This is a genomic window from Anabaena sp. CCY 9613 (assembly GCF_963920895.1).
In the GTDB taxonomy this organism is placed as follows: domain Bacteria; phylum Cyanobacteriota; class Cyanobacteriia; order Cyanobacteriales; family Nostocaceae; genus Cyanocohniella.
In genome coordinates this window covers 118,146-131,349 of record NZ_CAWUDE010000001.1, presented here as the reverse complement: position 1 = coordinate 131,349, position 13,204 = coordinate 118,146, and the positions used below count along the sequence as shown (strand labels likewise).

The 13,204-nt window shown below is 43.0% G+C and carries 15 protein-coding genes; 6 read left to right on the top strand and 9 right to left on the bottom strand.

Annotated elements, in window-relative coordinates; all coding sequences use genetic code 11:
* Positions 1-221: 221 nt before the first annotated feature.
* The 3 genes from ACM0OT_RS00510 to cobT are packed head-to-tail and all read left to right on the top strand — an operon-like array spanning position 222 to position 2,823.
* Positions 222-920, top strand: coding sequence for a Crp/Fnr family transcriptional regulator (locus ACM0OT_RS00510; protein ID WP_414545493.1), 699 nt, complete (start codon positions 222-224; stop codon positions 918-920).
* A gap of 14 nt (positions 921-934) precedes the next feature.
* Positions 935-1,651, top strand: a complete 717-nt coding sequence (locus ACM0OT_RS00505; RefSeq protein ID WP_414561799.1) for a DUF2232 domain-containing protein — start codon at positions 935-937, stop codon at positions 1,649-1,651.
* Positions 1,652-1,665: 14 nt separating this feature from the next.
* Positions 1,666-2,823, top strand: a complete 1,158-nt coding sequence (gene cobT / locus ACM0OT_RS00500) for a nicotinate mononucleotide-dependent phosphoribosyltransferase CobT (protein WP_414561798.1) — start codon at positions 1,666-1,668, stop codon at positions 2,821-2,823.
* A 69-nt stretch (positions 2,824-2,892) separates the two neighbouring features.
* Here cobT and ACM0OT_RS00495 read toward each other — a convergent pair whose 3' ends face one another.
* On the bottom strand, positions 2,893-3,267 hold the full coding sequence (locus ACM0OT_RS00495) for a hypothetical protein (protein ID WP_414561796.1): 375 nt from the start codon (positions 3,265-3,267) through the stop codon (positions 2,893-2,895).
* Positions 3,268-3,544: 277 nt separating this feature from the next.
* Between ACM0OT_RS00495 and ACM0OT_RS00490 the strand changes: the two genes are divergently transcribed.
* The gene (locus ACM0OT_RS00490; protein ID WP_414561794.1) at positions 3,545-4,744 is read left to right on the top strand and encodes an extracellular solute-binding protein; all 1,200 of its coding nucleotides are present in this window, start codon (positions 3,545-3,547) and stop codon (positions 4,742-4,744) included.
* Positions 4,745-4,748: 4 nt separating this feature from the next.
* Here the strand turns inward: ACM0OT_RS00490 and ACM0OT_RS00485 are convergent, their stop codons facing one another.
* Positions 4,749-5,273: a hypothetical protein gene (locus ACM0OT_RS00485; protein ID WP_414562228.1), complete on the bottom strand. Its 525-nt coding sequence runs from the start codon at positions 5,271-5,273 to the stop codon at positions 4,749-4,751.
* 237 nt (positions 5,274-5,510) lie between these two features.
* The gene (locus ACM0OT_RS00480; protein ID WP_414561792.1) at positions 5,511-6,335 is read right to left on the bottom strand and encodes a methyltransferase domain-containing protein; all 825 of its coding nucleotides are present in this window, start codon (positions 6,333-6,335) and stop codon (positions 5,511-5,513) included.
* A 91-nt stretch (positions 6,336-6,426) separates the two neighbouring features.
* On the opposite strand from ACM0OT_RS00480, the gene ACM0OT_RS00475 reads away from it, so the two are divergent.
* Positions 6,427-6,633 carry a hypothetical protein gene (locus ACM0OT_RS00475; protein WP_414545496.1) on the top strand — a complete coding sequence of 69 codons (207 nt, stop codon included), beginning with the start codon at positions 6,427-6,429 and terminating at the stop codon, positions 6,631-6,633.
* Positions 6,634-6,746: 113 nt separating this feature from the next.
* Here ACM0OT_RS00475 and ACM0OT_RS00470 read toward each other — a convergent pair whose 3' ends face one another.
* The 4 genes from ACM0OT_RS00470 to ACM0OT_RS00455 form a co-directional block, all read right to left on the bottom strand.
* Positions 6,747-6,938, bottom strand: coding sequence for a hypothetical protein (locus ACM0OT_RS00470; RefSeq protein WP_414561791.1), 192 nt, complete (start codon positions 6,936-6,938; stop codon positions 6,747-6,749).
* A gap of 27 nt (positions 6,939-6,965) precedes the next feature.
* Positions 6,966-7,577 (bottom strand): Uma2 family endonuclease, encoded by a 612-nt coding sequence (locus ACM0OT_RS00465; protein WP_414561789.1) that lies wholly within the window; start codon positions 7,575-7,577, stop codon positions 6,966-6,968.
* Positions 7,578-7,671: 94 nt separating this feature from the next.
* Entirely contained in the window at positions 7,672-8,802 is a 1,131-nt protein-coding gene (locus ACM0OT_RS00460) for an aldo/keto reductase (RefSeq protein ID WP_414561787.1), read from the bottom strand.
* A 16-nt stretch (positions 8,803-8,818) separates the two neighbouring features.
* Positions 8,819-9,316, bottom strand: coding sequence for a bifunctional nuclease family protein (locus tag ACM0OT_RS00455; protein ID WP_414546601.1), 498 nt, complete (start codon positions 9,314-9,316; stop codon positions 8,819-8,821).
* Between the two features lie 339 nt (positions 9,317-9,655).
* On the opposite strand from ACM0OT_RS00455, the gene ACM0OT_RS00450 reads away from it, so the two are divergent.
* Positions 9,656-10,318 carry a riboflavin synthase gene (locus ACM0OT_RS00450; protein ID WP_414561785.1) on the top strand — a complete coding sequence of 221 codons (663 nt, stop codon included), beginning with the start codon at positions 9,656-9,658 and terminating at the stop codon, positions 10,316-10,318.
* 135 nt (positions 10,319-10,453) lie between these two features.
* Here the strand turns inward: ACM0OT_RS00450 and ACM0OT_RS00445 are convergent, their stop codons facing one another.
* Both ACM0OT_RS00445 and ACM0OT_RS00440 read right to left on the bottom strand, forming a co-directional pair.
* On the bottom strand, positions 10,454-12,238 hold the full coding sequence (locus ACM0OT_RS00445; protein ID WP_414561783.1) for a peptidoglycan DD-metalloendopeptidase family protein: 1,785 nt from the start codon (positions 12,236-12,238) through the stop codon (positions 10,454-10,456).
* Positions 12,239-12,320: 82 nt separating this feature from the next.
* Positions 12,321-13,139, bottom strand: a complete 819-nt coding sequence (locus tag ACM0OT_RS00440) for a biotin--[acetyl-CoA-carboxylase] ligase (protein WP_414561781.1) — start codon at positions 13,137-13,139, stop codon at positions 12,321-12,323.
* Positions 13,140-13,204 lie beyond the last annotated feature (65 nt).

Below are 13,204 nucleotides of genomic sequence, written 5' to 3'. Positions count from 1 at the left end.
TTTGACCCCTAAAGGAGACTCCAAAAGGCGTAAAATGCCGTCAGCAAAAGGTTTACGCAATTCTAACCCATAGGTCAAGATTGTTGATAAAAAATACTTGTAGCTTTCTTGTGTAACACAGTTTAGTATTCTTTTTGAAAGGGGTTGTGCTTTGATCGCTTAAGTTGAATATAGCGCTCTTGTTCGTTTTATACATAGCAGCTTTAATAAATTAAGTCGTAATGGAAGACCGATATAGCTTGCAAGCACCCACTAATCCTTGGATACTTTCTGCTCCCTTTTTTGAAGGGTTGCCAGAAGCTGCTGTGGAACTAGCTCTCACCCATCTTGTGACTCGCACACACCCAGCAAATCAAGTGATTCTGTTGGAAAATGACTGGGGCGGCTCCGTATACTTTATTTTAGATGGATGGGTAAAAATACGCACTTACAATTTGGAAGGAAAAGAAGTAACACTAAATATTATTGGTAAAGGTGAATTATTCGGAGAAATGGCGGCGCTAGATGAAGTACCTCGCTCCACTGATGTGATTACCCTAACGCCGACAATAATTGGCAGTATGCCATCGCAAGATTTCGTTAAATTACTCCATACAGAACCCTTGGCGGGAGTAAGATTATCACAACTAATGGCTCGACGCTTGCGGCAGGTGAATCGGCGACTGCGATTGCGGGAATCTGATAGTCAATCACGAGTAGCCGACACTTTGTTATTCTTGGCAGAAGGACAAGGAAAACAAGCACAGACAGGAACCGAAATTCCTAACTTGCCTCACCGGGAAGTGAGTAGCTTGAGTGGACTGGCAAGGGAAACAGTTACAAGAGTATTAACAAGACTAGAAAAAAAAGGTTTGATTAGAAGGGAGCAGGACACTATTTGTATTCCCGATTTGTCAGCCTTAGAAAGAATGATAGTTTAATAATTTTGCCCAAAATGAGTATTTCAGATTCTCTGCCAGATGAAGACCCATCCGCTAAAACTCAAAATACCCTCTTAGAGAAAGAACAGTTACGGCGACCTAGCCTCAAAGTTGATGCGCCTTTACGAATGGTAGAAACAGCATTTTTAGCGAGTACGGCTAGCCTCATCTGGTTTATTAATTTTTACTTTCCCTTGGGGCCAGTTTTGCGGATCTTTTTTCCTGTGCCCATCGCCTTAGTCTACTTGCGCTGGGGCAAAAGAGCAGCATGGATGGCTGCTGTGACTTCTGGTTTGCTGTTATCAGTGCTAATGGGGCCAGTCCGCAGTCTACTGTTTGTTATGCCTTTTGCTTTTATGGGTGTGCTTTTGGGTGCAACGTGGCATCGTCGTGTTCCTTGGATTGTGTCTATTACCCTAGGTACGTTGTTGGGTACATTAGGCGTGTTTTTTCGGTTGTGGTTGCTGTCTTTATTGTCAGGTGAAGACCTGTGGATATATGTGATTAACCAAGTCACAGAACTCATAGAATGGGCTTTTTTAAGACTGCAATTGTTAGCTAGTCCTAGTGTATTTTTAATTCAACTGGGTGCGATCGCTTTAATTGTGTTCAATAACTTTATCTATCTGTTTATGGTACACCTGGCGGCATGGCTGCTATTGGATCGCTTGGGAAACTCCATTCCCCGTCCGCCACAATGGGTGCAAGTTTTGATGGATTATGAAGGGTAGATAACTTAAAAATTATGGTGCGGATTTATACCCAAATTCAACAAGGTGAAGCATGGATTGATAAGTATCGCGGTAGTTTACCTATATTTGCTTGTGTTTTGGGTTTTACTGAAACTGGTTTAATTCCCGGAATTTCCGCAGCTGGTAGCACTCCAGAAGACCGAAAATATACTGCTTGTGCTGATGCTGAGTTTTTATACTATGGCCCAGAAAAAAAACCTTTGTATCCTCTACCACCGTTAACAGCAGGTGCTTCGCCTGTGTTAATTTCTCGTGCTGTCGTTGAAGCACTGAAAATTCCCATTTATTTATTTAATGCTGGTTTACCCCATGCTCCTGCTGTACCAGCTATTGATTTAGGTGGTAATGCCGCTAAATGCTTAAGTGGAGGTGCGGCTATGGAATTGAGTACAGTACACCACTTGCTCAAACAAGGATTACTGTGGGGAGAACGTCTGGCGGCTAATACTCAACAAGGGTATGTAATTTTAAGTGAGTGTGTCGTGGGAGGGACTACCACCGCCCTGGCGATTTTAACCGGCTTGGGTATAGACGCAGATGGAAAAGTCAACAGTAGTCACCCTATTTGTAACCACGAGCAAAAGTGGAAAGTAGTGCAAGCTGGTTTGGCGAGGATGAGAGCAGAGGGAGCAGGGGAGCAGGGGAGCAGGGGGGAAGATTTATCACCATCATCTGCCTCAATAGATCCCCTTAGGCTCGTTGCTGCTGTGGGTGATCCCATGCAAGTGGTGGTGGCGGGAATGGCGATCGCAGCTAGTCGCAGTTGTGGTGTCATGTTGGCAGGTGGGACGCAAATGCTGGCGGTGTATGCTTTAATGAGTGCGATCGCCCAAGCTTATGATCTAGCTTGGCAAGCAGCAGAAGTTGTTGTTGGTACGACTCGTTGGGTAGCAGAAGATGCAACTGGAAATACTGTTGATTTAGCACTTAGTCTAGGTAAGACAGTTCCTTGTTTATTTGCTACTCAGTTAAGTTTTGCGGATTCTCGCTATCCTCAACTTCAAGCTTATGAACGGGGCTTTGTTAAAGAAGGTGTAGGAGCTGGAGCCGCTTGCATCGCTGCTGATCTTAGTCACAATTGGCAGCAAGATCAACTTTTAGCTGCTGTTGAATCTCAGATTGAGCGACTCAGCCAATTCAATAGTCAATAGCAAAAGCACCGGACTCATATAGATTCCGGCTAATTTTTCAATTTATTGACTATTGAATAATTAGCAAATTTAATGGATTCTTTCTTTCATTAATTGTTCTTCTAAAGCTGCAATGCGATTGTAGGCTGCTGTTAATTGTGCTGTCAGTCTTTGTATTTGAATTTCTGGTGTTATGCCCGCATCTCCACCTTGCCTATTCGTGTCTAAATAAATGCCATCTGTCAACACATCTTTATGTTCCATCTCAGAATGAAAATTGATGTGTTTTTTGAACTGGCGACTGCCTGCATCACTATTTTCTACATTATTATCTTTTGCTTGGGTATTTGCTAAAGAACACTCTGAGAAAGCTTGAGCGACTTTACCGTCAAGTTGCTCTATCACCTGACAGAGGGCATCTAGTTTATCACTCAAAGTCAGGATTTGCTGTTGTAATGGCTCCATTTAATACCCTTGTCCGCATATTTTCTTTATGTTATTCAATTTACTGGTGATCTTAACCATACTTATGAATTATTTAATTTTTCAAAAGCTTTGTGGGAATATGTTATTTAAGTATTTACTTATAAATATAACTAAATAATTTTTATGATTATGGAGAAAAACAAAGTCATGACCAGCTATTTTCGGAAAAATACTCTGATAATAGTCAATAGCTCAATTTTGACAGCACTATCCTGAAAATATGGCTAAATAAGCGCTCAAGGGTGCAATTTTTATCATGTATAATCCGAAATTCCCAATTCCCAACCCCACATCATTAAATAGACGGTCTTTTTTAATTGGCACAAGTGGACTGGCACTTTCACAACTGCTGGTTGGGTGTGGTGGTGGTAACCAAACAGAACTCAATGTCCGGCTACTCCAAGGTTCTATCCCCAGCCAAGTAGTTAGTCAATTTCGCCGCAGTTTACAGCAACGGGTGCAGTTACAGTTTGCCCCAGTTGAGCAGATACAAGAGATATTTAAGCAATTGCAAGGTTGGGAGCAGAAACCGAACACCACTAACGACCCAGTTTGGACACGTTTTTTACCCTTTGGGCAGTCAGAAACAGTTGTGGCATCTAACTTGGTGACATTGGGTGATTACTGGCTAAGAGCAGCTATCGAGCAGAAACTAATTCAACCGTTGACAGAGCCAGACATTCAACAGTTAAAAAATTGGACTGCTTTGGATCAAAGATGGCAACAATTAGTAACGCGCAACGATCAGGGTAACCCAGACACTCAAGGACAAGTGTGGGCGGCTCCTTACCGTTGGGGAAGTACGATGATTGTGTATCATCGTGAAAGATTACAAAGATTAGGATTGACGCCGCAAGATTGGAGTGATTTGTGGCGAAATGAATTGCGATCGCGGATTTCTTTACTTAATCAACCTAGAGAAGTCATTGGTTTGGTTTTGAAAAAGCTAGGAAACTCTTACAATACAGAGAATTTAGACACCGTACCCGATTTAGAACAGGAACTACGCACACTCAACCAACAAGTGAAGTTCTACAGTTCCAATAACTATTTACAACCTTTAATTACTGGAGATACGTGGCTAGCAGTTGGTTGGTCAAGCGATATCATGCCAGTTTTGGTACGTTATCCCCAACTAAGTGCAATTATTCCACAATCAGGAACGGCAATGTGGGCAGACTTATGGGTACGTCCGACAAAGGCTGCCCAAGATACTATCTCATCTCAGTGGATTGATTTTTGTTGGCAACCAAATATTGCCAAGCAAATTTCTGTACTAACGAGAAGTAATTCGCCAATTTTTCCCGATATTGTCCCGGCGGATATTCAACAACCGTTTAGAGGTTTGTTACAAAGTAATCGTGAAACTTTCAACCAAAGTGAATTTTTACTCCCGTTACCTCCGGAAGTAATTAAGCAGTATGAGGCTGTGTTCACCCAAATAAAACAAGCATAGCCATTTAAAGTGAACGCAACAGACCTAATCGGTTTTGTGTATTCATCTGGATACGGCATGATGCTGGACTTGTCACAAAGTTACAAGTATAAGTTGCCAACAGGTCTTGCTGATAATTAAAAACCCGGACATTATAACCTTCTCTTCTGGCACTGCTACCCAAGTAATTCACAAAATGGTAACGTTCTAGATATTCCAGCACACTCCAAATTTGCTGATTGACGATGAGGTCTACTCTGGCTGGTTCATTCTCAGATGCTGGATAGGCGATCCAGTTATCCAACAACCTATTTTCGGAATTTTCTTTTGCCCACCACAAACTAGGTGTAGTTAAACCTTCTGGGTCAATGGTACTGGCTGTTATCACCGTACCATTGGGCTGAGTTAATAAGGCTAGTTCCAGAGGCGCATCCGAAGGTGATGGGACTGGGGATGTTTGTGCTGGCGAGGGTAAGGCTGCTAAAAAAGAAATTGTACTCAGACTAATAGTTAAGTAGGTTAATTTCCACAAAGATAAAATAGACCTCATCCCCCTTCGGGGAAATGGTAAGTCAAAGCTTTGCGCTTGATGGGAAACAGGTGAAAAATTTAATTTAATTGAGTTATTTAGCAGGGGGAGCGATATCTGGCGGCCAGGTAGTTTGTGTTTAATCATAAAAGAATACCATTGGCGATTTTGGATTAATGTTCCATTCGCTGATGAGTTACGGGTAATAGATTTGACTACATATTAATAATTTACCTAATTAATCGCTGTTTGTGTGTGCTAAATCTTAAAGGCCAGAATGCGGAGTCTTTTGTAATCTGCCGTCCAAGCACCCTCACTATATAGTGTTGGTTTGAGGGACTGCTCTATCTGACGAATGACTTGTGTTTGTTGGTCAGGAGACAATCCTGTTAGAAAAGCGCTGGCGAACATTTGCAGCCAGTTTGCCATACCTGCTTCTTTCTCTGCTAAGGCAGTGGGACGAGCAAACAAAACGCCATAAGCGACCTCAAAGCCTTGCTGTTCTAGTAGTGTAGCGTATTCACCAATACTAGGAAAATACCAAGGATTAAGTGTTTGCGCGGACATACCAACTGCCTCTAAAGCAGTATATAAAGCTTGAGCGATCGCCTGGATATTGCCCTTACCACCAAACTCGGCCACAAAACGTCCTCCTAGTTTCAGTGCTTGATACACGCAGGCGATCGCAGTTTCTGGTTCTTTCACCCAATGCAAGGTCGCGTTGGAAAATACTGCATCTAACGTCTGATCTACTTGAAAGCTTCTAGCATCAGCAACATTAAATAATAAATGAGGATAGTTTTGCTTGGCCTTTTCAATCATCGCCGGGGCGCTATCAATTCCCATGACTTCAGCACCAGCCAAAGCAATCTTTTCGGTGAGTTGTCCAGTACCACAACCTAGATCCAAAATATATTCTCCAGGTTTAGGGTTGAGCAATTTCAGCAAATCTTCGCCATATTGCCAGACAAAAGCGTGCTTATCTTGGTAAAGGTCACTATTCCAATCATTATTACCTGCGGACACTAGTAGTTCAGGAGATTGAAGCGAGAATTGCGGATTTTGAAAGTAATCGCTAGTCATTAGCTTATAGTCTGGAAAACATGAGTATTGTGAACAGACTTATTGTGATGCAGTAGTTATTCTGATTGCAATAATGAAATTCTCAGAATCCATGACACCTCAAGAATTTTTAGAAAATTTGGCAACAGCAGGGACAGATCCCGAAAAACTCATGGTTGTTGCTCAATATCTGGAAACAACAGCAATGGATAATGCAACCACCCCCAGATGGCGCAGCATTCCATATAGTTCCGAAATTGAAATGGCGCTGAATAATTTGGCATTTCATCTAGAAGCACTTGCCGAAACGGGAAATTAAACTTCGTCCATCGTAAAAAGTGAAGTTTTTGTCATTGCGACCTCAAGAAGCAATCTCATAATCTTGACTGCAAACTATAATTCTCAAAATAAACAAGGTTTAATGAGGCTGATTTAATTGCCTTGTTGTATCCACTCTCGCGCTGCTTTTTCGGCAGCTTCAGGCGTATAGTAAAGCTTTCCCTGGCCAAACACTGCACCACCAGGACTAATCAACCGAAATTCCCAGCAATCAGCCTCGGTATAAAACACAGATAGGGTAACGTGATCAATGCCAACAACTAAGTGAATCTTGATAGTATTCATTAGTGGTATCTCAACGTCTACCCTTTTTTATCCTTCAAAATCAGCCCTTACACCTGCCGACTCCAGAGGCTCAAACTGTACTTTGTTATATAAGTCTTGTAGAGAAATTTCAAAGGGTACAGTTGCCAGTGCGATCGCTTCATCTTCCTCATCATACTCACGCAACGACCATTGTTTTTTCCCAGTCTTAGAAAATTGTTCTACATGAATCCGGGTTTGGTCAATTAACAGATATTCTTGGAACGTGGAAATTGTGCGGTAAGACTCAAATTTATTCTCTCGGTCATAACCCGTGGTTGATTTTGATAAAACTTCGACAATCACCTGTGGGTTGAGAATTATATCTTGACGATTGTTGAAAAATTCCGGTTCATCCGCCAAAATCATCACATCTGGATAAGTATAAATACTTTTTTGGGGTATCCATAGACGAACATCACCCATGTAAACTCGGTAGCTTTGCTTTTTGAATGCAAAATTTAACTCAGTACTTAAATTGAGCGCTATTTGGTTATGATTAATTGTGCCGCCTGCCATTGGTATGATTTGCCCATCAATATATTCGCTTTTGTATTCAGCAGCTTCCTCTAACGCCAAATATTCCTCTGGGGTATAGTATCGCTGTTGCGTTACTTGCATAGTTCTTTCCAGTAGCGATGTCTACAAATAGTTTAACTTGGTCATGAGATCAGGCAGGCGATCGCTTAAGTAACCTTGATTTTTAACTATTGACTTATTCCCATAATCTTCTACCAGCTTTACCGTTTAATTTTTCATGAGTATCTGCCAACAAAGCAGGAATATCTAACTGTTCAGGACAGCGCGGTAAACAGTCCCCGCACTCTGTACAACGGTTGGCTTTCATTCCCGGAAACCAGTGACCGGCATTTTCAAACATACCGTAACGATATTTGCCATAGTCGGTCATATCATAAGCTACAGCAAGATTTCTTAATCGCAATACTTCGGGAATATTGATATTTTCTGGGCAAGGTAAACAAGCAAAACACTGACTACATTTATCAGTTTTTAATATAGCTTGTTGTTGTTTTTCTAACCTCTGAAAAGCTAAAACTTCTTCTAATTTTAAGTCACCATCACTATCAGCAACTTGTAAAGGTTCTATTAATTCATCTGGGATAGCTGGCCCGACACTCAGGGTAGTAATGCGATGATCACTCAGTAAAAATCGATAATTTAATTCTAAGGGTGAATATGGCTGACACAGGTCTTTCAAAGTTTGGGGTGGCGTATAGAGTCGTCCTCCCTTATCAGCCGGGGAAATTATAAAAACGCCCAGATCTTTTTCAGCTGCTAGCTGAATCGCTGGTGCATTGCGTTGCCAAAAATAGTAATAATGCAGATTGACAAATTCAAAAAAATCTGTATTTATTGCCGCCAGAATTATATCTAATGACCCGTGGGTAGAAAAACCAACGTGTCGCACGCGACCGTCATCAACAGCTTCCTGGACAGCCTTCATGCAGCCAGCGTTGGCTTGCACCCACTTGAGATGTTCCCAAGTATTTAAGCCATGAATACCCAGGCAATCTAAATAATCTAAATGTAATCGTTCTAGAGATTCATTGATGCACCGACGCATACTATCAGCATCAGCTGTAGGCGGAATTTTGGTGGTGATGTAAACCTGGGAACGAGGAACTGACAATCCACCTTTGATAACTGCACCAAGATAATCCTCACTTTTACCGTAGCCTCTGGCTGTTTCTAAATGATTAATTCCTAGCGCTAAAGCTTGGTCAATTGTCTGCTGGGCATTGTCAGCATCAGCTAAATAGCGCATTGTTCCCAACGAAAAAACCGAAAGGCGTAGGTTTGTTTTTCCAAAGCGTCGGTATTGCATCACTTAAAGCCTGGTTTTAGCTGTCGCCATTACCGAAACGCTTAATTAAATCTTCAGGACGAAGATTCGAGATAAATTCCCGGAAGGCTTGCTGTTCTGCTTCATCAGCATCGCGATCAACAGGAATTGACGCTTCAGCAACGACTTCTTCCATTACCCAGATGGGCGCATTAGTACGGAGGGCGACGGCGATCGCATCGCTAGGACGTGCATCGATTTCTTTTTTGATTTCGCCCTGCTGGACAATTAATGCTGCATAAAAAGTATCCTTCTGTAAGGAATGAATAATTACCTTTTCGAGAATCATAGAACATGACTCTAAAAGACTCACAATTAAATCGTGGGTTAAAGGCCTGGGAGGCTTTTGATTCTCTAGCGCGCCCATAATTGCCCTAGCTTGTTCCTGTCCAATATAAATTGGCAAAGCGCGTCGATCTAAGGCATCTTTCAAAAGTACAATCGGGCTGCGGGTTATGGCATCTAATGCTATGCCAGCGACTTTCATTTCAATCATTGCCTAAGCCTCTACAATCCTGTGAGCGATTGGTCGCTGTGTAACAAATAATACCCATTTTTGGGGTAACCTGGGGGTGGGAATAAACATAAGCATTGTTCTCTATAATTGCTTCTATTAAACTCCGAACTTGTGGTGAACACCAGAGTAAGTCAAAGTGGTCTATCTAGACAATAACCTTCTTAACCAAGTATGCCTTGTGAGAGATGCGAATGTGTTAAGAACCTTATAATAAAAACAGTCAGAAATTATACCTAAATGATTCTGCATTATTGTGAGAATTACAGTGGATTTCCGGCGAAATTAGGCAATAAATAGAGTAAGTTTTAGAAAAAAGCCGTGTTTACAGGATTAATCCAAGCCTTAGGAACCTTGAAACCCTTAGGGGGTGATTCTTGGCAAATTACTTGTGCGAATCAGTCTTCTGATGTCATTATGCAGGATTTAGCTTATGGTGACAGCGTGGCTGTAGATGGTGTTTGTTTGACAGTAGAAGAAATTTTAAACAATGGGTTTATCGCCACCGCTTCACCGGAGACCTTACGCCGCACAACCCTAAAAGATGAGCAAACACAACAAAGATACGTCAACTTAGAAGCTTCATTGCGGGTAGGTGGCAAAGTCGGCGGTCATTTTGTCATGGGTCATGTAGACGGTATCGGTCAATTGGTAGCAGCTGCACAAACGGCTAGTTCTTGGGAAATCACTTTTACTGCACCCGAAGCGATCGCGCGGTATATTGTCCCCAAAGGTAGCATTGCGGTGAATGGTATCAGCCTCACAGTAGCCGCATACGAGCCAGAATTATCTCAGTTCACAGTGGCGGTAATTCCCCTCACCTATGCCGAAACCAATCTCAGTTCTCTTGTCTCTGGCAGTTGGGTGAATTTAGAAGGAGACATTCTTGGCAAATATGTGGAAAAATTTCTCAATCCTGGTCAGCAAAACCTGTCAAAAGATATGATTACACCTGCATTTTTAGCAGAACACGGATATTTGTAGAAAGTGGGGAGTGGGGAGTAGGGAGTAGGCTTCGCCGTGAGCGTAGCTTCCCGAAGGGTACGGGAGTGGGGAGTGGGAGATGAGGAAGTCTTGTCTCCGTGTCTCCGTGTCCCCTTGTCCCCTTGTCCCCTTGTCCTAGCTACCTGGTTGCTGTGGTAATTGAGCTGTTTGCAAAATTTCTACCAACTGACTGAGGGCAACCTGTAATTGCACGCCTGAATCAACAGCAACCCAACCTTCTGGTTTGAGATGGCGGACTTCAAAGTGCAGGTGAGGCCCTGTGGAGTTACCAGTGCTGCCTACTCGCCCAATGACGGTTCCTTGTTCTACCACCTGACCGGGTTGAACAAATAGTTCTGACATGTGAGCATAAAGGGTTTGTTGAGCAGAATCATGGTTCACTATTGCGGTTAAACCATAACCACCTAACCAACCGGCTGTGTTGACTTGACCTCTAGCGGCTGCTACTACTGGTGTACCCATGGGTGCAGCTAAGTCTGTACCGGCGTGGAAACGGCGATCGCCTGTGATGGGATGAGTCCGCCAACCAAATACAGAACTAATACGGGCAGGTATGGAAAGCGGAAACATCATTCCCCCATCGCCACGATAGGCGAGTGTCCCGGTGAAGGGAATTTGGGGCAGTACTGATGCTAGTGGAAAATCATAAGCCACTGTGCTGACACGAGGTGCAATATTACCTGCTGCCATTGGTGGGGGTAGAGTTTCACCACTTGGTGCGATGGGCGATGCATTCGCGGTTGTAGTGGCAAAATCGCTAGGGTTCGGGATAAAGCGATTAGGGCGCAATGCCGTCTTGGTGACGCTACCAGCAGCAGTCTGCTGAGGACGCCATGTGTTGTTGTTACTGGTGTTGTTTCTCGGAGTATTGTTGCCAGTAGTGGCTACCTGACGAACTTGTGGAACGTTTGCCACCTGAGCATTCTGACTAGATTTAAGCCAGTTGGGTGCTGCTTGGTTACCAGAATTAGCTACTCGCTGATTAGGTTGCTTTGGTGCTTGGGCACAATTATTGCCTGAGACACTCTGCCCAGATGGTAAAACGGTTTGACAACCACTAGAGCGTTCTGTCAATACTACAGAGCTAGGTGCCTGATAGGTAGCGGCAGTGTCGCTGTTGTAACGGGTAGGGTCAATATAAGCGTTATTATAATCCCTGGTTTTCCCTGCCGTTGTGCTGTTTGAGTTGTTGCCTGGTTGGGCAACTTCTGGCAGGTTTTCTGGCAAGGTGCGAGGTGCTGTAGGTTTTGCTATTTCAGTTTTGGGTTGTTCCTGGCTAGCACTAGGATTGCTTCTAGGCTGTGAAATTTCTACTTGGGGTTTAGCCTGACTAGCACTGGGATTGCTTCTCGGCTGTGAAATTTCTACTTGGGGTTTAGCCTGACTAGCACTAGGATTGCTTCTCGGCTGTGAAACCTCTACTTGGGGTTTAGCCTGACTAGCACTAGGATTACTTCTCGGCTGTGAAACTTCTACTTGGGGTTTAGCTTGGCTAGCAGTGGGATTGCTTCTCGGCTGTGAAACCTCTACTTGGGGTTTAGCCTGGCTAGCTGGCTGTTGTGTCGGGGAAGCCGCTGGTTTGCGTAGTTTCTGTATGAGTTCAGCTTGGCTGTTATTAACCTGGGGTTGTGGTCGAGATGGTGCTGAAGAAACAGTATCTTTTGTTACGGGGTTTGGTATAACGACTGCTGGTTGGGAACTTTCAACAGTGGGAACAATATTATCTATTGATGTTTCTGCATGAACAATTGCTAAATTGCCAAAGAAGCTGATGCTACTTAGCACAAAAAAACTCTGTGCTGGTAGTGTAGATGCATAGAGATGCAGTAGCTTCCCGTAAATATTGATTTTTGAGGAGTTGTGTAAGTTGTGATGGGCAGATTTATGGCGCTGCGTCATTGTTTCTCTCAGTTGTTTTAAATTAGCCTAAAGAGATGATGTCAGTGGTTTGTCTTGCCCAAAGAGCGAAATTTTAACAAACCTAATATGAAACAGAAGATTCACGGTAACCCAAACTGATTGTACCGGGTTCAACATAAAGTTCTGGTATTTTTATGTCATTTGGATCATGAGTTTCCAAAGATACATGTAGATTTCCCTGAGAAGTTACGCCCACCACAGTGCCTAAAAGATTATTGATGTATACCTTATCACCCATATTTGTCAATAAATCTAAATATAGAGACAAGAGTACACTTACTCCTTCTTGGCAAAGACACTCTATCCCGGATTGTATTCCCAGTAAAACTGTGGAAGTGAGCATTTCCAGACAAGAGATGAGCTTAGTAGGCTGGGACGCTTGCCAGGTTTCTAAATTGATGCCAGTATCGGGTACTGGGTTAGCCCAGTTAATACCAACGCCAATTACTGCTTGTATGATCTGTCCATTATGGACTTTTGTTTCCGTCAAAATGCCGCCTAACTTGCGACCATGCAACACTAAGTCATTGGGCCATTTAATGCCCACACTTACGCCGCACTGACGCAATTGAGCTGCTATTCCCCAAGCACTAGCTAAGGTGAGCTGGTAACTATCCATAGCTTCTAGTTTAGGAAAAATACCCATCGAAAGGTATAGTCCTCCAGTGTGAGAAATCCACTGACGACCCCATTGTCCTCTACCGGCAGTTTGCTGAGTCGCAATAACTACAGGATTTGCATCAGTTCCTTGTTTCAGCAAGTCCCAAAGAATCTGATTAGTAGAGGAAACACTTTCAAAAATATGTAAGGAAAATGGTAAAGAGGTATACCTAAGCCCTGCTTTTAGGGCAGTTTCCAAGAGTTGCCGATCAAATCCCACAGCAGTTAACCGAAATCCCGTTGTTCAAGTTAGCATGAATTGATTGATTTTGATTTCTGTTTAGG

What these genes read in the sequence shown, in the direction of transcription:
- ACM0OT_RS00510 (WP_414545493.1), top strand. Translation starts at nt 222, where the DNA reads ATGGAAGACCGATATAGCTTGCAAGCACCCACTAATCCTTGGATACTT.
- ACM0OT_RS00505 (WP_414561799.1), top strand. Translation starts at nt 935, where the DNA reads ATGAGTATTTCAGATTCTCTGCCAGATGAAGACCCATCCGCTAAAACT.
- cobT (WP_414561798.1), top strand. Translation starts at nt 1,666, where the DNA reads ATGGTGCGGATTTATACCCAAATTCAACAAGGTGAAGCATGGATTGAT.
- ACM0OT_RS00495 (WP_414561796.1), bottom strand. Translation starts at nt 3,267, where the DNA reads ATGGAGCCATTACAACAGCAAATCCTGACTTTGAGTGATAAACTAGAT.
- ACM0OT_RS00490 (WP_414561794.1), top strand. Translation starts at nt 3,545, where the DNA reads ATGTATAATCCGAAATTCCCAATTCCCAACCCCACATCATTAAATAGA.
- ACM0OT_RS00485 (WP_414562228.1), bottom strand. Translation starts at nt 5,273, where the DNA reads ATGAGGTCTATTTTATCTTTGTGGAAATTAACCTACTTAACTATTAGT.
- ACM0OT_RS00480 (WP_414561792.1), bottom strand. Translation starts at nt 6,335, where the DNA reads ATGACTAGCGATTACTTTCAAAATCCGCAATTCTCGCTTCAATCTCCT.
- ACM0OT_RS00475 (WP_414545496.1), top strand. Translation starts at nt 6,427, where the DNA reads ATGACACCTCAAGAATTTTTAGAAAATTTGGCAACAGCAGGGACAGAT.
- ACM0OT_RS00470 (WP_414561791.1), bottom strand. Translation starts at nt 6,938, where the DNA reads ATGAATACTATCAAGATTCACTTAGTTGTTGGCATTGATCACGTTACC.
- ACM0OT_RS00465 (WP_414561789.1), bottom strand. Translation starts at nt 7,577, where the DNA reads ATGCAAGTAACGCAACAGCGATACTATACCCCAGAGGAATATTTGGCG.
- ACM0OT_RS00460 (WP_414561787.1), bottom strand. Translation starts at nt 8,802, where the DNA reads ATGCAATACCGACGCTTTGGAAAAACAAACCTACGCCTTTCGGTTTTT.
- ACM0OT_RS00455 (WP_414546601.1), bottom strand. Translation starts at nt 9,316, where the DNA reads ATGATTGAAATGAAAGTCGCTGGCATAGCATTAGATGCCATAACCCGC.
- ACM0OT_RS00445 (WP_414561783.1), bottom strand. Translation starts at nt 12,238, where the DNA reads ATGACGCAGCGCCATAAATCTGCCCATCACAACTTACACAACTCCTCA.